Consider the following 18,830-nt stretch of genomic DNA (forward strand, 5'->3'; position numbering starts at 1 on the left):
GAGCCTAGGCGAGGTGCCAAGTGGTGGGGCAAGCCTTTTTTGCTTACTTTTTTTGGCGTCTGAAAAAAAGTGAGTCGCCGTAAGGGCGAAACCCTAAGTGGCCGTTACCGCAGCAATGGATATGTACTCAATCAACAAGAGCTCAGCACCAGTCAATGCCCCTCCGCCATCTCAACCTGGCCGGACTGCGGTGTCACGATGTCGCCCAAGTCGATGTGTTTCCAAGCCGGTTTCGCCCCCAACCGCGCATTAAAGCGATAGTTGAAAGTGAAATCATCATCGGTTGGTTGGCTCAGGGATTTCCCATAGGCCGATTCAACCCCGGCCGGCTCGTACCCCATCAACTGCAACAGCGTCGGGAAGATGTTGTAGTGGCTGGAGCGATCTTTGTTCTGTGCCCAGGCTCGGCGCCAGTCCAGGGCATGCAACTGCGCGCCCTGGATCACCACCAACGGCACCAACCCCTCCTCCGCCACCGGGTCACCGCCGCAATGGGTGTTGAGCCCGGGGTTGCCGCGCTCGTGCAAGTCCTGGCCGTGGTCGGAGGTATAGATCAACACCGCATGGCTCAAATCAGCCTGCTGGAAGATTCGCTTGAAGAACTCGCCGACGTTCCACAGCAAGGTGTTCTGGTAGGCGTTGCGGTACAACAGCCAATCATCTTTCTGGCCATTGAAGCCGTCGCGGCTGCCGGTGTCGACCACGTCCTGGAACTGCCCTCGCGGCAAGGCTGGGCGGTAGTTCATGAAGTCGTCGGGGTATTTGTCGTGTACCGGGAAATGCGCCCCCACTTTGTTGACCACCACCAGCTCGGCCTGGTTGTCGCCCAACAGCTCGATCAACTTCGCCGCCGCCGCCATGTCACGGTCGCGCACGCTGGCCTGGTCGAATTGGACGAATTCGTCGATGTCCTGTTTTTCCAGTTCGGTCATCAGGTTCTGCAGGTAGCCGCCGGTGCGCTGGGCGTCGATGTAGACGGTACGCAAACCGGCCTTCTTGGCATACTGCCAGATCGACGGTCGGGTGCTGTTGATGCGCACGTAGTCGGTGCGCGTGCCGCCGTAGCGCAGGGTGACGTTGGTGTCGGCGCTGCAATTGGCGATGGAGGCCGCATAGCCGAAATTGAAGACATCCACGCCCTCGGGCGGCGTCTTCAGGCCGGTGTGCACGCCGAACGGCGTGTTGATATCCAGGTAATTGCCGCCAATGCTTTCATCGATGATCAGCACGATATCCTGCTCGATCATAGACGATCGTCGTACCAGGGTGACCGGCTCCCGGGGGCCGACGGTGTTGTGCAAGGACTCGTAGGCAAACAGATTCAAATAGGCCAAGGGCGTGTACATCACCGGCAGGCCGCGTGCACCCTCGCCTGCCCGCACGAACAACACGCCACTGAGCAACAACACGCCCAACACGGGCGCCGCCATGGGCAGGTAGCCGGGCAACCGCAGCGACCTTTGAGGCTTGAGCGCGATGCCGAACAACAGCAGCAAGCCGCTGATCACCGCGCTGATAATCACCTCGCGGTACTGATAGGCCGCCTCCTGGATAAATCCTCCCGAGTACACCAGCGAAACGAACTGGCTATAGGTCAGGTAACTGTCCGTGACCCGGGTGTACACCTCGAAAAACACCGCTGAAAAAAACATCGCCAAGGCAAACACATGCCTCACCAAGGTCTGGCGTATGTAGGCGCTCATCCACAGCGCCAGCACCAACAGCACAAACATGGTGCCGAACAGCAAGGTTGCCAAGCCCAAGCCCAACGCGTCGAGACGGTCGAGGTAATAGTCGTATCCCTTGAGCAGGTACAGAACCAGCAGCAGTTCCTTGAGGTAACGGGCCATGTTTTCCTCGACCGGATCGCACTGTCGAAAGCGCTTCGTTCCTGCACGTTAGCAGCCGATGTTCAAAGCGCAAGAAATGCTTCACCCGAACCATGCGTCAAAAAAAAGTTACCCCAAAAATGACACGAAATGCCGTCACAAAATGTAAAAATCTATGGATTACTACCGTTTATCGCTTTGTCAAATTCCCGTAAAGCCCAATAAAACAGCCACTTTATTAAGACAGTCAAGGACTTGATATCAAAAGGCCCGACTTCACTTGAATTGCCAACACTGACAACTGTCATTTTGCTGACACGCTTTTCTGAAGCTGCGCTATACCCCTCTAAACAGTTTCATCCGAGTTACATCATTCGGTCTGCGAGGCGCGCCAAAAATGGACGTGAGCGTATTTGGTACGGGGTATGTCGGGCTAATCCAGGCGGCCGCAATGGCCGACGTCGGACACCGCGTTTTGTGCATCGACATCGACCCGAAAAAAATCCAGCAACTGCAACAAGCCGTACCCACCATCAGCGAGCCGGGGTTGTCCAGCTTGCTCGAAGACAACATCAAAGCCGGACGCTTGTCGTTCAGTTCCCAGGCCAGCGACGCGGTCAATCATGGCGAGCTGATTTTCATCGCCGTCGGCACCCCCGCCGATGAAGACGGCTCGGCCGACCTGAGCCATGTGCTGGCCGTCACCCAGCAAATCGCCGACTTCATGGACAGCGACCGCACCCTGGTCATCAAGTCCACGGTGCCGGTGGGCACCGCCGACAAAGTGGCCGAATGCGCTCGCCAGGCACTGGCGCGGCGAGGCCTGAAACAGCTGAACGTGCGCGTGGTGTCCAACCCCGAGTTTCTCAAGGAAGGCAGTGCGCTGGCCGATTGCATGCGCCCCGACCGGATCATCGTCGGCACCGCCGACCCGCTGGCCCGCGACCAGATGACGGAGCTCTACGCGCCCTTTTGCCGCAACCACGAAAAACTGATGTTCATGGACAACCGCAGCGCCGAACTGACCAAGTACGCCGCCAATGCCATGCTCGCCACCCGCATCAGCTTCATGAACGAACTGGCCAACCTCACCGAACGGCTGGGCGCCGACATCGAAGCGGTGCGCAAAGGCATCGGCTCGGACCCACGCATCGGTTATCACTTCATCTACCCCGGCTGCGGTTTCGGCGGCTCGTGCTTCCCCAAGGACCTGCGGGCCCTGCTGCACACCGCCGAGCAAAGCGGCATGCCACTGCGCCTGCTGCGCAGCGTCACCGACGTCAACGACAGCCAGCGGCACATCCTCTTCGAGAAACTGGCGAAACAGTTCCAGGAGGGCCTGGCCGGCAAGTCGATTGCCATCTGGGGCCTGGCGTTCAAACCCAACACCGATGACATGCGTGAAGCCCCCAGCCGCTACCTGATGGAAGCGCTGTGGCGCGAAGGCGCCCGAGTCCATGCCTATGACCCGGAAGCCATGTCCGAATGCCGGCGCCTCTACGGCTATCGCAAGGACCTGAACCTCTGCGCCACCCGCGACGACACTCTGGAGGATGCCGACGCCCTGGTGATCTGCACCGAGTGGAAGAATTTTCGCGTGGTGGACTTCGACCTGCTGGCCAGCAAGTTGCGCGCCCGGGTGATCATCGATGGCCGCAACCTGTACAACCCCGAACACCTGGCCGCCGCCGGGTTGCTGTATCGCGGTATCGGGCTGCGCCACACCGTGCCCGGTACTCCGACACCAGGGCCACAAGCGTGAACATCCTGGTCACCGGCGCAGCCGGCTTCATCGGCGCCCACGTCGTGCTGCGACTGCTGCGCGACGGCCATCGGGTGTGCGGGCTGGACAATTTCAACGACTACTACGACCCGCAGCTCAAGCACGACCGCGTGACCTGGGTAAACGACCAGGCCGGCGATTTTCCCCTGGCGCGGATCGATCTGGCCGACGCGCCGGCCATCGATGAACTGTTCCAGGCCCGGCGCCCGGACGTCGTGATTCACCTCGCGGCCCAGGCCGGCGTGCGCTACTCCCTGGAGAACCCGCAGGCCTATGTCGACAGCAACATCACCGGGTTCCTGAACATCCTGGAAAACTGCCGCCGCTATCCGGTCAAGCACCTGATCTACGCCTCCTCAAGTTCGGTATACGGCGCCAACTCGCGCACGCCTTATTCGGTGCAGGACAACGTCGACCATCCGCTGTCGCTGTACGCGGCCAGCAAAAAAGCCAACGAACTGATGGCCCACAGCTACAGCCACCTGTTCGGCATTCCCTGCACCGGCCTGCGCTTCTTCACGGTGTACGGCCCTTGGGGCCGGCCGGACATGTCGCCGATCCAGTTTGCCCGCGCCATCGCCGAAGACCACGTGCTGCAGCTGTTCAACCACGGCGAACACCAACGCGATTTCACCTACATCGACGACATCGTCGAAAGCATCGCCCGCCTGATCGAACGTGCGCCCCAGGTCACGCCACTGTTGGATCACGAACAACCGGACCCGGCCACCAGCCGCGCGCCCTGGCAGATCTACAACATCGGCGGGCAGCACCCGGTGGCGCTGCGCAGCTATGTCGCGCTGCTGGAAAAACACCTGGGACGAACCGCCCGTATCGAATTGCTGCCCCTGCAAGCGGGGGATGTGCTCAACACCTGCGCCGATGCCAGCGACCTGGCACGGGCCACCGGCTTCAAGCCGTGTATCGAACTGGACGACGGCCTGGGTCGTTTCATCCAGTGGTTCCTCGATTACTACGCAGTACCCATCGCCCATACGCCGTTCGCGGCTGAAGTTCAGCGGAGGAGTCTATGACCCGACATGAGCAAGTCATCGAGATCAACGCCCCGGGACGCGACAAGCGCGTCGATCCGGAGCACCGCAGGCGCCTGGACGCGGCCATCCACCGCCAGGGCCGTGGTTGGTTGACCGGTCGCGACAGCGGCCGGCCCTGGACGGTCTCGCGCACCAACCGCGTAGTGGCCTGCCTCGGCGCACTGGCGATCCTGCTGGTGTTCTGCCCGCTGCTGCTGGGCCTGGCGCTGCTGGTGAAGTTCTCCAGCCCCGGTCCCGTGTTGTTCGTGCAAAAGCGCACCGGGTATCGCGGTCGGGTCTTCGGCATGTACAAGTTCCGCACCATGGTTGCCGACGCCGAGGCTCTCAAGGAGTCGCTGCGCCACCTCAACAAACACGGCGCCGAAGCCATCGACTTCAAGATCGACAACGATCCGCGCATCACGCCCATCGGCCGGTTCCTGCGACGAAGCAGCCTCGATGAACTGCCGAACCTGATCAATGTAGTGACCGGCGACATGCGCCTGGTGGGCCCGCGGCCGACCTCGTTCAACGCCTATCGCTACAAGGACAACCATCTTGTGCGCCTGAGCATCTACCCCGGCATGACCGGCCTTTGGCAGATCTCCGGGCGCAGCAATATCGACTTCGACCAGCGCGTGGAATTGGACCTCAGCTATATCGCTGAACAGAGCCTGTGGCTGGATTTGAAGATCCTGATGATTACCCCCTTCAAAGTTTTCAGCGGCCACGGAGCGAGTTAAATGGACGGTTCAACCAATATCCTGACCATAGCAAGCCCGAGCGAGACCAACCTGACCTCGACCGTGCTCGACCCTTCCCTGCGGATCCTGCTCTTGACGGCCGCCAACACCGGCACCGGCACCAGCACCAGCGCGATGGCGCTGGCCGCTCAACTGGCGCAGATGAGCAACGGTCGCGTGCTGCTGGTGGATGCCAGCCAGTCACCGCGCAACCTCAGCCAGCAGCTGTCGTTGCACAAGGAGCGCGGTTTCACCGACCTGTTGTTCAACAGCCTCGCCCCGCCCTTGTTGCAGGACTGCGTGGTGCAAGCGTCCAGCCTGCCCTTCGACGTGCTGCCCCACGGGCGCCTGGGCCGCAATGCCGAGCACCTGAGCCCCGAGCGACTGCGCCCACTGTTCAGGCAACTGGCGGCGCAGTACCGCTTTGTGGTGATCGACGCCGACGCAGTGTATTCGGCCAGCGACACGCTGGTACTCAGCACCCAGGTAGACGGCGTGGTGCTGGTGGTGCGCGGTGAAGACACCCGCTGGGAAGTGGCCCAGGCCGCTCGCCAACGCCTGTCCCAGGCCGGCGCGAAGGTGGTGGGCAGCGTGTTCAACCGCCGCAAGTACTACATGCCCAAGTGGCTCTACAACAACCTGTAAGCCTGCAAAAGGATGACGAGATGAACGCCAGAATGCTTGTCCTGCTGTTGCTGCCGCTTGCCGGTTGCTCCAGTACCAGTGATACCCGCTCGATGCCGGTGCAGATCCTCACGGCTGCGCCGGCCAATGCCCAGGCCACCGACATGCCCAAGGTCGAACAGACCTTGCGGCCCCAGGATGTACTGGATGTGATCTTCCACATCGGCACGACCTCCTCCCAGGCATATCGAGTGCAACCGGGCGACCAGGTTGCCCTGAACTTCACCGCCGCCAGCCAGCTCAATGGCACGCAACAGGTGATGCCCGACGGCCGTATCGAACTGCCTGGGGCCAACACCTCGGTGAAAGTCGCCGGGTTGACCACCGACGAGGCGCGCCTGGCGGTGCAGCGTGCCTATGACCAGAAGATGCTGTTCCAACCCAATCGCAACCAATTGACCGTCCTGGTGACCAGCCCGCTCTCCGGCGAGGCGAACCTGCGCAACACCCTGACCCACCCGGCCACGGGCATGAGTCGGGAAATCATCGTGGGCCGGGATGGCTACGCCAGCTTCCCGGAAATTGGCTCGGTGCCGTTGCAAGGCATGACCGTCACCCAGCTGGAGACCCTCCTCAACGAGCGCTACGCCCAACTGCCCGGCCACATGACCGTGGATGTGCTGCTCAAGTCCACCGCCGGCAACGAGATCTATGTACTCGGTGAAGTGGCCCAACCCGGCGCCTATGCGATCCGCCGGCCGATCTCGGTTCTCGAAGCCCTGACCCTGGCCCGTGGCACGAACGTCAAGGCCCGGCTCGACTCGGTGATGATCATGCGCCGCAACGGCAACCAGGTCGAAGCCCGTCACTACGACGTGGAAAAGGCCTTGAGCGGCGACGCCTCGCAGATCGCCTACCTGCAGCCGGAGGACATGTTGTACGTGCCCAAGACCGGACTGGCCAAAGCCGGCGAAACGGCCAGGCAACTGGCCGACGTAGTGCTGTTCCAGGGCGTCGGGTTCGGCTTCGGCTACCGCGTCGACAACAAAGGCAGCGACAACTGAAACTCAGGTGACCGATCATGAACCCCAAGGAAAATTATTTGCATGAGTTTTTCAGGATCTTCTTCGCCAACAAGCAGTGGGTGAAGCGCGTTTTCCTGATCTTCGCCGTGATCGCCCTGGTGCTGCCGTTGATGCTCAAGCAGAGCTTCGATATCACCGCCCAGGTGATCGTCCAGTCGAAAAAACTCTCCCAGGGCGACGCCACCACGTCGCTGAACCAAGAGAACGCGACCTTCATCCCGCCGTCCCTGGCGGACATGGAAACCGAGAGCAATATCCTGCGCTCGCCGGCGTTGATCCGGCAGACCATCAGCACCCTGCGCGACCAGGGCGAATACACCCCAAGCCCCGGCATTTTCAACAAATGGGTGAGCGAACCGCTCAAGCTCTACATCACCCGACCGCTGCGCGAGTACGTCATCAACCCGCTGCGCGATGGCCTGGGGCTAGAGGTCGATCCGGTGCGCGACACCGTGCTCGATACGCTGACCGAAGAGGCCATCGAAAACCTGAAGATCGAGACCCTGCCCGGCTCCAACGTCATCTCCATCGTCTACAGTTTCGGCGACCCGGCCCAAGGCACCCGGTTCGTGGCGCAACTGCTGCAGAACTACCTCAGCAGCCGCCAGGACCTGCAATCGATCGAAATGCCGCAGACGTTCTATGAGCAGAAGAAAGCCCAATACCAGACCCGTCTCGACGGCCTGGAAGGCACCCGCCTGGGGCTGCTGGAAAACATCGGTTCATCCGACCCCAAGGAAGAAATCACTTTCCGCCTGAACGCCATCAACACCGAAGAACAGGCCCTGAACCTGTACCAGGATCGCCTGCTGCAAAGCCAACGCTGGCTCGATTACCTCAAGACCAGTCTCGCCGCAGCGAACAGCTCGCGGTTCAACGACTACACCTTCCCGTTCACCTTCACCACCACCGTGGACAACATTGCCTTCGAAGACCGGGAAATCAGGCAACTGGGCGAGCAACTGACCAGCCAGGTCAGCCGCTACATGAATGACCTGGCGATCTTCCAGCCCGGCAGCGAACCGATGCTGCTGGCCCGGGAGCAGATCATCCGCACACGCCAGCAGTTCCTGAAAGTGGTGAACAACCGCATCCAGGAGCGCACCACCGACCTGGCGGTGGTCAGTTCGGTGATCAATCAGAAGATCGAGCGTATCGCCACCTTCAAGGGGCGCATCCACCAGTTGCAGGAAACCCAAAGCAAGCTGCGGCAGATGGACACCGAGATCAACGCCCTGCATGCGGCGTTCTCCACCTATGCCCAGCGTTTCGCCGAAGCCAGCACCGCGCGCTCGCTGGACACCGACCTGTCCAACGCGCGGGTCCTGAGCCCACCGTTCGAACCGACCGCCCCGGCCTTTCCCAAGCCGATGCTGATCATTGCCTTCGGCATGTTCAGCGGCCTGCTGCTGGCGATCGCCCTGGTCTATGTGCGTGAGTTCTTCGACCATCGCTTCAAGCACCCAGCGCAAATCACCCAGCAACTGGATGTGCCGGTGCTGTTGGTGATCAACGAGCAGTCCCCCGACCGGGTCAACCCGCACCGCAACTGGAGCCTGCCCAGCCTTGTCCATTGGGTGCGAAATTGAACGCGCCGTTCGGCCCGACCCGCCACAGCAGCCCCCTGTCGATCATTCATCTGCTCGACAGCGGCGGCTTCTACGGGGCCGAGCGGATGCTGCTCGATCATTGCCTGGCGACGCCCGGCCAGCACCAGGTGCTGTTCCTGGCGGCGCCACCGACCTTGATCACGCGTTTTCGCCAGGCCGGGGTCGATTGTCGTCATTGCGCCAGTTGGGCCGAGCTGTTGCAGCACCTGCGCCAGCGCCGGGACGAGCGACCACTGATCAACACCCACAACTTCAAGGGGCTGTTGTTCGGCTGGTCGGCGGCCACGCTGTTGCGCCTGCCGCTGGTAATCACCCAGCATGGCTTCACGCCGCGCAGCCCCAAGCAGCGTTTCTATACCTGGCTGAGCCTGCAACTGTGCCGCACCGCCTCGGTCAAGCGGGTCGTTTGCGTGGCCGAGAGCATCGCCACGCTGCATCGCCGGGCCAGCGTGCGGGCGGAAAAACTCGATGTCATCCCCAATGGCCTGCCAGCAGCCAGCACGCCGTTGGCCCATCGCGCCGACAAGCAACGCTGGCGGGTCGGCTACGTCGGCCGCTTAAGCAGCGAGAAAGGCCCGGACCTGTTCCTCGACGCCATGATCCCGCTGTGCCAGAAGCATTCATCGCTGCACGCGGTGATGCTCGGCGACGGCCCGGAACGCCAGGCGCTGCTCAAGCGCATCACCGATGCCGGACTGCCCACGCGCATCGAATTGCCCGGCTACCAGACCGACATGAACGCCTGGTGGAGTCGCCTCGACGCCCTGGTGATCAGCTCACGCACCGAAGGCACGCCGATGATTCTGCTCGAAGCCATGCAGGCCGGCGTGCCGGTGGTGGCGTTCGGCGTCGGCGGCATTCCCGACGTGTTGCAGGACCGCCATAACGGCCTGCTCGCGGCACCGGCCGACAGCGCGGAACTGGCGGCGCAGATCGAAACGCTGTTCAGCGAACCGCCCCTGGCGCGGATCCTGGCCGACAACGCGCGCCGCACCCAACGGGACCGCTACGACCTGCGCACGCTGGCCGAACGCTGGTCGCAGCTTTACATCCGCACGGCACGGGAGGCCCGCTCATGATTGTCCCACTCTCGATCATCAGTCTGCTGGGCCTGGTGTGCCTGGCGTTGCTGGCCAGCCCGTATCCGTTCCTGGCGCCGGGCGCAGTGTTCGGTCTGGTCGGCGTTGCCGTGCTGTACCGCAAGCCCATGTGGGGCCTGTTGGGCATTGCCGCCCTGGTGCCGTTCGAAGGCCTGTTCAAGGACAGCGCCTTTTCCGGCAGCAAATTCTTTGGCCTGGCGCTGATCATGATCCTGATGTTGCAGTTGGCCTTGCACCAGATTCCGGGGACGCGCCTGCGCAGCAATATCTGGCGGCCGCTGATCGGCTTCATGCTGCTGTACGGCCTGAGCCTGTTGCTGTCGGAAAACATGGGCCTGTCCACGACCCATTTTCGCGAGCTGACGGTGGGGTTGATCCTGTTCGTGATCACCTTGCTGATCGGTCGTGAATTGAACCTGAACCTGTTCTGCCGACTGATGACCTTGAGCGTCACCACCACCTGCGTGCTGGCGATGTTTTCGGCCAAGTACCAGGACCAGGGCCGCGCGTCCGGCCTGCTGGAAGACCCGAACACCTTCGCCCTGCTGATCGCCTTTACCGTACCGCTGGCGTTGCTGCTGGTGGTGCGCGGCCCAAGCTTGCTGCACCGGTTGTTCTGGGGCGGCTGTTTCATCCTGCTGCTGGGCGGCATGACCAAGACCGAATCGCGCTCGGGGCTGGTGGTGTTGATGCTCAGCCTGATGATCGGCCTGTATCACTACCGCGCGCAGTTGCCGCGTATCCGTCCACGGCACCTGGGCTTCGCCATGCTTGGGCTGGCATTGCTGATTCCCTTGGCAATCGCCGTGATGCCGGCCGGCTATGTCGCGCGCATCCAGTCATTGAGCATCCTCAGTGCCGGCGCCAGCGCCCACCAGGACGAATCCCTGGGCCGCCGTGCTTCGTACATCCTGGTCGGCAGCCAGATGATCCGCGAGAACCCGATGCTCGGCTCAGGCCCCGGGACCTTTCCCCTGCACTACGCGCCCACCGGCTATGCCAAGGCGTTCTCAGCCAACCGCAAACTGAGTGACCTGTATCGCCGGGCCCATAACACCTACCTGGAAATCTTCAGCGAAATCGGCGTCCCCGGCGGGCTGATGTTCGTCGCCATGATCGGCCTTGGCCTGTACAACCTGCTGCACGCCCGTCGGCTCTGGCTGCAGCGGCGGGACTGGGCGCAAGCGGACCTGCTGACGCACCTGGGCATGAGTTTCCTCTCGCTGGCGTTGTTCCTGATGTTCCTCAGTGCGCCGAACCACAAGTTGCTGTGGATCATGCTCGCCCTCACCAGTGTGTTGCGCTACGACGCCGAGCAGGCCGCGCCCCAGGAGGCTCGTCCATGAGCTGCGTCAGCATTGTCATCCCGATGTACAACGAGGCCCGGCACATCGGCCGTACGCTGCAAGCGGCGCAGGAAGCCGCCCGCCAGGCAGGCCTGGCATGTGAATTGATCGTGGTGGACAACGGCTCCGACGACCACGGCCCGCGCATCGCCAACGAGTTGGGGGCACGGGTGTTGATCGTGCCAGGCGTGCACATCGGCGCCCTGCGCAACCGCGGTGCCGCCGCCGCCCAGGGTGACTGGCTGGCGTTCATCGATGCCGACATCGAAATGCCGGCCGACTGGCTCACGCTGCTGCTGGAGCTCGAAGGTCACCAGGGCGACGTACTCGGCCTGGACCTCGACACGCCCCGGCAGGCGCCGTGGTTCGCCGAAGCCTGGCAGCGCCGCAGCCAACGCCCGGGGTCACGCCTCCTGCATCGGGTGCAGTGGCTGCCCAGTGCCAACCTGTTGATGCGTCGCAGCTGGTTCGAACGGGTCGGTGGCTTCGACGAAACCCTGCGCACTGGCGAAGACAAGGACTTCTCCTGGCGCCTGCGCCAGGCCGACGCGCAATTGCTGCTGGTCAACGAAAGCGTGGCCCTGCACTGGGGCTATGAGGGCAGTTGGCGCGAGTGGATGAGCAAGGAACTGTGGCGCCAGGGCAGCCATCTGCAATTGCTCCGCAGCCATGGCCCGAGCCTGCGCCTGCTGCGTTTCCCGGCGCTGTCAGTGGGCGCCTGGGGCTTGGACCTGCTGGCCGTGCTCGCGTTGCTCCAGGGGCAGTTGCACCTGGCGTTGACGTTGTTGCTGGTCACCGCCCTGCCGCCTTTGTTCCTGAGCCTGCGCCAGAGCCGGCGCGAGCCGCGCCTGACCTTGCAATTGTGGGCCTTGCATGGCGTGCGCCTGCACCTGACCGGCGCCGCCCTGCTGCTCAACCTGTGTCATTGGAATGCCAGGAGACCTGCCCGTGGCTGAATTCATTTATTGGTCGTGCCTGTTGCTGCCGGTGTACGCCTACCTCGGTTACCCCTTGATGTTGAGCCTGCTGGTGCCGCTGTTTCCGCTGCGGCGCTACGGCAAGGCGTTGCCGATGGACGTGAGCATCGTCATTGCCGCCCACAACGAGGCGCGGCACATCGAAGAGAAGTTGCGCACCTTGCTGGCCCAGGACTATCGGGCCCATTCGCTGCAAATCATCCTCGCCAGCGACGGCTCCACCGACGAGACGGTGGCCTGCGCGCGCAAGGTGATCGATCCGCGCATCAGCGTGCTCGACCTGCCGCGCCAGGGCAAGGCCGCCGCCCTCAATACCGGTGTCGCCCACAGCAGCGGTCAGATCCTGGTGTTTACCGACGCCGATAACCAATGGGCCAACGACACCCTCGGCCATCTGCTGGCGCCCTTGGGCGATCCCGAAGTCGGCGCCTGTGCCGGGCACATGGAAATCCCGGTGCCGGGCAAGGGCCTGAGCCTGGGCGACAGCCTGTATCGTCATTACGAAGGCTGGTTGCGTCGGGTGGAGAGCCGCACCGGCTGCATGGTCTCGGCCGACGGCGCGCTGTTGGCCCTGCGCCGGGGGCTGTTCCAACCGATACCGGCCCAGGTCAACGATGACTTTTTCCTCAGCACCTGCGCGCCGGCCGCCGGCAAGTCCATCGTCTATGCCCCCCTGGCCCGGGTGACTGACCAGGGCGTGGACGAAGCCGACAAGCAGTTTCGCCGTCGCCAGCGAGTCACCGTCGGCGGGTTGCAGAGCCTGGCCCAGCGCCGGGCGTTGCTCAACCCGCTGCGTCATGGGCTCTACGCCATCGGGCTGATCAGCCACAAGTTGATCCGCCGCCTGGCGCCGGTGTTGCTGCTGCCACTGTTGCTGAGCAATGCCTGGCTGTGGAACGACCATCCGTTCTATCGCCTGAGCCTGGTGGCGCAATTGCTCGGTTACGCCATGGCGCTGATCGGCTTGATGGACGCGCGCCACCGCTTGCCCCGGCCCTTTCGCCTGGCCGCATTCGTACTGGTGACGCTGGCGGGCATGAGCATCGGGCTCTGGCAGTTCCTGCGGGGCCAGCGCTACAGCCAATGGAACCCCGAGCAGAACCGCTGAGGAGAAGGGCCGATGTCGATCAAACAAGTCTTCAAGCGCACCGGCGGCTGGCTCTACCTGAACACGTCCCTGGGTCGCCATCCCCTGCGTGGCGCCGGCGTGATCCTGATGCTTCATCGTGTGTTGAATAACGACCGCGCCGCCGAACTGCCCCATCGCAACGAGTTGTGCGTGGGGCCCGAAGCGTTTGAACATTTGCTGATCTGGCTGCAACGGCATTTCGAGTGCGTGCCGCTGATGAGCTTGTTGCTGGCCGATCCTGAAAACGTCCCGAACCGCCCGCGGGTCGCCCTGACCTTCGACGACGGTTGGCGCGACAACGCCATGAATGCCTTTCCGTTGCTGCGCCAGTACCAGGTGCCGGCGAGTATTTTCCTCTCCACCGATTTCATCGGCAGCCGTCAGCACTTCTGGTGGGAAAGCATCGGCGAAACCCTCTGGGGCAGCCATGGCCAGGTGGCGCGACGCGCATTGATCGAGCACTTGCAGCACATCGGTCGACCGTTGCCGGTGCTGCTCGATGACATCGACGACGAGCGCCGCAGCCTGGCGCTGCTGCATTACCTGCAAAGCCTCAAGAGTCTCGACACACACACGTTGAGCGACCTTACCGACGCCTGCCCACAGGGCGCCCAGCCCCAGGCCCTGGACTGGCCCCAGGTGCGCATGCTCGAAGACTCCGGCCTGATCCGCTTCGGTCCCCATGGCGCCAGCCACGCGATCCTGACCGGGCTGGACGACCAGCGCCTGCACGAAGAACTGACGCGCAGCTGGATCGCCCTGGAAAACGGCTGCGCCCACCCCTTGCCGGTGTATTGCTACCCCAACGGCGATAACGATGAGCGCGTGCGCCAACAGGTGGCGGCCCACGGTTTTGCCTTCGCCCTCGGCACCGAGGCGGGGCTGTATCGCAACGACGGCGACCCCTTGAACGTGCCACGTTTCGGCGTCAGCCAACACAATGCCCATCACCCTGAATTACTGGCCTGGCGCATTCGCCGAGGGGCACGCCCATGAGCCGCGCTCACTACCTCAAGCACCTGGCGCTGAGCATGGGCACGCGCCTGGCGATGATCGGCCTGCGCCTGCTGCGCAACGTGCTGCTGGCGCGGATTCTCGGGCCCAGCGAACGTGGGTTGTTCGCCTTGCTCAGCACCCTGCCGGACCTGATCAGCGCCGCCACCAGCGGTGGCCTGAATTCCGCCGTGGGTTATCAGGCGGCGCAGCAGCGCTCGATGGGGCTGTTGCTCAGCCAGGTGCTGGTCTTCGGCTGCCTGCTGGCCGGGCTGCTGACCTTGCTGGTGGTGGCGCTGGTGCGCGAGTTCGGCGGCGAACTGGACATCGCCACGCAATTGGGATTGCTCGCCTGGCTGTTGTTGCTGGCCGTGCCGTTGACCGTGCTCAAGAGCGGCCTGCTGACACTGCACAACGCCTCCGGTGGCGTGGGTGCCTTCAATGCCTTGCGCCTGATGGAATCCCTGGCGCCGCTGCTGCTGTTCCTGGCCTTGTTCTGGATGTGGAAAGAGGCGGCCCTGGAAGCGGCGCTGATCAGTTGGCTGGCGGGCCTGAGCCTGGTGGTGCTGGCCGGTTGGGTGTGGTTGCGCCGTGATCATGTGGTCACCTTGCGCTGGGATCGCACCCATCAGAACGAACTGTTGCGCTACGGCGCCCGCAGCCATCCGGACTTGTTGTTCCAGCAAATGCTGCTGCGCTCGGACTTCCTGTTCATCGGTGCCCTGCTGGGCAGCACGGCCCTGGGTCACTACGCCATGGCCAGCGCCGCCGCCGAACTGCTGCTTATCGTGCCGGAGGCCGTCACCACGCCGCTGATGAAACGCCTGTTGCAGCAGGACCGCGACATGCAGCGCCTGACGCCATTGGCCTTGCGCCTGACCGCCACGGTGATGCTCGGCGCCTGCCTGAGCATGGCGCTGATCGGCCAATGGCTGATCGTCACCTTGTTTGGCGCCGCCTACCAGCCGGCGTATCCCGCCTTGCTGGCGCTGCTGCCGGGGCTGTTCGGGCTGTGCTACGCGAGCATCCTGCGCCTGGATCTGCTGGGCAAGGACCGACCTGGCACGGTTTCGCTGCTGATGGGCGTGGGGGCGCTGCTGAACCTGGCGCTGAACCTGATCCTGATTCCCCGCTACGGCATCGTCGGGGCCGCCGCCGCGTCGTCAATCGCCTACCTGGGCGTGACCCTGGCGCTGCTGGCCATGTACTGCCGCCTCAGCGGCGTAGCGCTGTGGCAGACACTGATCATCCTGCCCAGCGACTTGCTGCCGATGCGCAAAATGCTGCTTGGGAAATCGGCATGAGTGCGGTTGCCAGCCAAACCGCCATCGCGAGCAAGCTCGCTCCCACAGGGGTTGGTGGTGACCTTGTGAGAGCGCCGAATCAGCTTGCAGTGAAGGTGGATGTGCCGCCCTCTTCGCGAGCAAGCCCGCTCCCACAAAAGCCTGGTGCCGAACACCCTATCCATAACCACCACACCCCCCCTGTGGGAGCGGGCTTGCTCGCGAAAGCGCTGGGTCAGCTTGCATCAAGGTTGAATGTGCCGCCCTCTTCGCGAGCAGGCTCGCTCCCACAAAAGCCTGGTGCCGAACACACTATCCATAACCACCACAAACCCCCTGTGGGAGCGGGCTTGCTCGCGAAAGCGCTGGGTCAGTTTGCATCAAGGTTGAATGAGCCGCCCTCTTCGCGAGCAAGCCCGCTCCCACAAAAGCCTGGTGCCGAACACACTATCCATAACCACCACAAACCCCCTGTGGGAGCGGGCTTGCTCGCGAAAGCGCTGGGTCAGTTTGCATCAAGGTTGAATGAGCCGCCCTCTTCGCGAGCAAGCCCGCTCCCACAAAAGCCTGGTGCCGAACGCACTATCCGCGAGCACCATCGATCCCCTGTGGGAGCGAGCTTGCTCGCGATGGGGCCGGTGCAGCGCTGGTGGAAAGTGGCTGCTGGCCTGTGCCTTTGGAGCCTGGCCTTTTTTGCCCAGGGCGCGGCGATGCAATGGACCGGCATCCGCGACGGCAGCCTGTACCTGCAGACCGACCGCCCGGATTATGTGATCGTGCGCTGGGTACCAGCGTGGCAGGCCAACGCCAATAGTGAGCACCTGTACCTGCTCAACGGCCAGGGGCAACTGGTGGGTGAGCGCTTGATCAAGGCGGCCCAGGAACGTGGCGAGCAGCAGTGGCCCTTGCTGCCAGGGGCCGCCAGCTATCGACTGGAAATTCCCGGCTACAGCTTCCGCCGCTACAACATCGAACACGATGCCCGGACCCGGGCGATGTTTGCCCCGGCCAAGGTGCATTTCAGCGCCGAAACCCACGACGGCGATGAGCTGTATTTCAAGGTCGCACCCGGTGAGCAGGCCGTGCTGGCGGGCAAGTTCCACGGCGGCGTGCGCAGTCTGCAAGCCCGGCGTGTTGCCGATGGCAAACAGGTGCAGTTGAACCTCAAGCCATACCCGGCCTATTGGCAGTTCGATCAAGTCGCCCTGCCCGTTGCCAACGTCGAGCAAACCTGGCGCCTGCAATTGCAGGGCAACGGCAAGGCGGCGTTCTGGCTGGACGGCACGGCGAACCTGTTCGCACAAGCCGCCGAGCATCTGCAACCGCTGCGCCAGGACCCGGGGCAAGCGCACCTGAGACTCTATGGCGATGTCCTGGGAACCACTCCGAGACTGGGCATTTCCCTGCCCTACGTCATGCCCCCGCCCTCGGCCTACCCGGTCATCGATGCCCTCAAGCCCCAGGCCGCCACTTATTACAGTTTTGTCGACGTCACCGCGGCCAAGCCGGACCACGAAGATGCGTTCCGGCGCCTGTATCAGGACCGCTTCGGCATCACCCGGGACATCACCCTGTTGGCCGGTAGCGCACGCAAAGCCGACCTGCGAGCCGACCGCGTCAGTAACAGCGGCTTGCAGGCCTGGCTCAAGTCGACCCGAGCCTTGGGCGGCAAAGGCATCCATTACCTCAGTTTCGCCGATGAGCCAAACCTCAACTACCCGGATTTCGCCAGTTTCCAGCAGGTGTTCGAGAGCATGGCCAGCCAGGTTCGCGCCGTTCCCGACAACGCCCGCGCCGGGGTGCGCATTGCCATACCGGCCAGCTCCCGGTTCACCAACGGCCCCCTGGCGGAAAACGCCGCCGACCGGCGCGGGATCGACTGGGCGCGGCGTTTGCTGGCCGAATCCAGTGACCAGATCGACGCCCTGGCCTGGCATGAATGGATGATCCGCGACCTGCTGGCGACCCGGGTCTATCGCAACAGCGTGCGTCAGGCCGCCGAGCTGGTGGGCCTGGACAGCAACGGCCGGCCGCGCAAGGCCTTGCTGCTGGACCAGACCAACATGTCCAGCGGCTCGAGCCTGAGCCCCTACGACCAGGAAACCCACTACGCCGCCCTGTGGTGGACGTCCGTGGCGATCAATGCCTCGGCGGACGGTTGGCTGGACATGCTCAACTGGTTCCAGTCCGCCGACGAACCGGAGTACCCAAAAGGCATGGTTCGAGTGCTGGACAGCCAGCGCTTCGAACTCAAACCGGTGGGCCTGGCCCAACAGTTCATCCACCAGCATTGGCTGGACCAAGTGCTGCGCCTGGATAACGACGCCTTTGAAGTCGACGTGCTGGCCATGGCCACCGACGCAAGGCGCAGCCTGCTGGGCGTGAACAAAAGCACGCGCCCGCAACAGGTCAGCCTGGACGGCGTGCCCTGCCCCCAGGTGAAAGCCGAGCTGGTGTACTTCGGCCCCGACAACCATAGCCGCAGCGCCCCATTCAACTGCGAGACCGGGCAGATCCGTTTTCTCCTGCCAGGAGAAACCCTGTTTGCCCTGAGCTGGACCGCACCCTCTTCCCCCCAACCCGCCACCCGTCAGGAGGCACCATGAACGCTCTGCAGAAATTGCGTGATCGCATCCAGAAAAAAGGCCTGCGCGCCGTCCTCAAACAGCTGTTCAGACGCTACGTGTTTCTCCACTCGCAACTGGTGTGGCTGGAGCACGATGTGCGAACCCCACTGCCGCCGCATAACCTCAAGCCCTACCCGCCGATGCGCTTGGAGGCCATCACGATCAGCAATGCCGACGCTTTTTCCCGGCATTTTGGCGACCGCGTCGAAACCATGCGCGAGCTGGCAGCCGAAGGCTACGCAGGCTTGATGTACCTGGATGATCAAGGCGACACCGTGGGGTTCGCCTGGGGCAGTACGCGAGACTATTTCGACCGCCATTTCTACCAATGCAACTTCCCGATCAAGCCTGGCGAGTACTTTCAGTTCGGTGGCGAGGCGATTCGTAAATACTGGGGTTCCAGTATATCGGCGGACATGCAGTTGGAGATGTGGAAAGTCATGGCGGACAAAGGGTGCGACACCATGGTCGATGTCTGCGACATAGAGAACATCCCAGCGATCAAGATGCACCTGCGCATGGGCTTCCAGGAACGCGGCAAGATCACCCACATGTATCGCCTGTTCGGTCGCTGGCGGTTCTTCCGCGACACGCTTTACAACGGCTCGGCACTGGACGCCTTCCGTAAACCGGCCCAGCCGGTTGCATCGACTGCAGCGGCCTGACG

15 protein-coding genes are annotated in these 18,830 nt (G+C 63.1%); 14 read left to right on the forward strand and 1 reads right to left on the reverse strand.

All coding sequences use genetic code 11. The features are described from left to right. Positions 1-152: 152 nt before the first annotated feature. Positions 153-1,850 carry a sulfatase-like hydrolase/transferase gene (locus AD662_RS18855; protein ID WP_018602652.1) on the reverse strand — a complete coding sequence of 566 codons (1,698 nt, stop codon included), beginning with the start codon at positions 1,848-1,850 and terminating at the stop codon, positions 153-155. A 376-nt stretch (positions 1,851-2,226) separates the two neighbouring features. Here AD662_RS18855 and AD662_RS18860 point away from each other — a divergent pair, with 376 nt between their 5' ends. The 14 genes from AD662_RS18860 to AD662_RS18925 all read left to right on the forward strand — a co-directional run bounded on the left by AD662_RS18860 (position 2,227) and on the right by AD662_RS18925 (position 18,828). Next, positions 2,227-3,591 carry a UDP-glucose dehydrogenase family protein gene (locus AD662_RS18860; protein ID WP_033062449.1) on the forward strand — a complete coding sequence of 455 codons (1,365 nt, stop codon included), beginning with the start codon at positions 2,227-2,229 and terminating at the stop codon, positions 3,589-3,591. Further along, positions 3,588-4,646 carry an NAD-dependent epimerase gene (locus AD662_RS18865; RefSeq protein WP_053189398.1) on the forward strand — a complete coding sequence of 353 codons (1,059 nt, stop codon included), beginning with the start codon at positions 3,588-3,590 and terminating at the stop codon, positions 4,644-4,646. Before AD662_RS18860 ends, AD662_RS18865 begins: the two co-directional genes overlap by 4 nt. Continuing rightward, complete coding sequence (locus AD662_RS18870; RefSeq protein WP_053189402.1) at positions 4,643-5,389, forward strand: sugar transferase; 747 nt, start codon at positions 4,643-4,645, stop codon at positions 5,387-5,389. Before AD662_RS18865 ends, AD662_RS18870 begins: the two co-directional genes overlap by 4 nt. Further along, positions 5,390-6,034, forward strand: a complete 645-nt coding sequence (locus tag AD662_RS18875) for a CpsD/CapB family tyrosine-protein kinase (RefSeq protein WP_014337506.1) — start codon at positions 5,390-5,392, stop codon at positions 6,032-6,034. It abuts the gene before it with no gap. Between the two features lie 20 nt (positions 6,035-6,054). Further along, positions 6,055-7,077: a polysaccharide biosynthesis/export family protein gene (locus AD662_RS18880; RefSeq protein WP_018602644.1), complete on the forward strand. Its 1,023-nt coding sequence runs from the start codon at positions 6,055-6,057 to the stop codon at positions 7,075-7,077. Positions 7,078-7,094: 17 nt separating this feature from the next. Beyond that, positions 7,095-8,687 (forward strand): GumC family protein, encoded by a 1,593-nt coding sequence (locus AD662_RS18885; RefSeq protein WP_053189404.1) that lies wholly within the window; start codon positions 7,095-7,097, stop codon positions 8,685-8,687. Continuing rightward, positions 8,684-9,787 carry a glycosyltransferase family 4 protein gene (locus AD662_RS18890; RefSeq protein WP_033062448.1) on the forward strand — a complete coding sequence of 368 codons (1,104 nt, stop codon included), beginning with the start codon at positions 8,684-8,686 and terminating at the stop codon, positions 9,785-9,787. Before AD662_RS18885 ends, AD662_RS18890 begins: the two co-directional genes overlap by 4 nt. Next, positions 9,784-11,154, forward strand: a complete 1,371-nt coding sequence (locus tag AD662_RS18895; RefSeq protein ID WP_053189406.1) for an O-antigen ligase family protein — start codon at positions 9,784-9,786, stop codon at positions 11,152-11,154. The genes AD662_RS18890 and AD662_RS18895 overlap by 4 nt, the downstream gene beginning before the upstream one ends. Then, on the forward strand, positions 11,151-12,110 hold the full coding sequence (locus AD662_RS18900; protein WP_053189408.1) for a glycosyltransferase: 960 nt from the start codon (positions 11,151-11,153) through the stop codon (positions 12,108-12,110). Before AD662_RS18895 ends, AD662_RS18900 begins: the two co-directional genes overlap by 4 nt. Beyond that, the gene (locus AD662_RS18905; protein ID WP_053189410.1) at positions 12,103-13,239 is read left to right on the forward strand and encodes a glycosyltransferase family 2 protein; all 1,137 of its coding nucleotides are present in this window, start codon (positions 12,103-12,105) and stop codon (positions 13,237-13,239) included. Before AD662_RS18900 ends, AD662_RS18905 begins: the two co-directional genes overlap by 8 nt. Positions 13,240-13,251: 12 nt before the next feature. After that, complete coding sequence (locus AD662_RS18910) at positions 13,252-14,256, forward strand: polysaccharide deacetylase family protein (protein ID WP_053189412.1); 1,005 nt, start codon at positions 13,252-13,254, stop codon at positions 14,254-14,256. Beyond that, positions 14,253-15,557: a lipopolysaccharide biosynthesis protein gene (locus tag AD662_RS18915; RefSeq protein WP_053180605.1), complete on the forward strand. Its 1,305-nt coding sequence runs from the start codon at positions 14,253-14,255 to the stop codon at positions 15,555-15,557. The genes AD662_RS18910 and AD662_RS18915 overlap by 4 nt, the downstream gene beginning before the upstream one ends. A gap of 608 nt (positions 15,558-16,165) precedes the next feature. After that, the gene (locus AD662_RS18920) at positions 16,166-18,142 is read left to right on the forward strand and encodes a hypothetical protein (protein ID WP_082308761.1); all 1,977 of its coding nucleotides are present in this window, start codon (positions 16,166-16,168) and stop codon (positions 18,140-18,142) included. Continuing rightward, on the forward strand, positions 18,139-18,828 hold the full coding sequence (locus AD662_RS18925) for a GNAT family N-acetyltransferase (protein WP_053189414.1): 690 nt from the start codon (positions 18,139-18,141) through the stop codon (positions 18,826-18,828). Before AD662_RS18920 ends, AD662_RS18925 begins: the two co-directional genes overlap by 4 nt. Positions 18,829-18,830 lie beyond the last annotated feature (2 nt).

Source organism: Pseudomonas kilonensis (genome assembly GCF_001269885.1).
GTDB lineage: Bacteria > Pseudomonadota > Gammaproteobacteria > Pseudomonadales > Pseudomonadaceae > Aquipseudomonas > Aquipseudomonas kilonensis.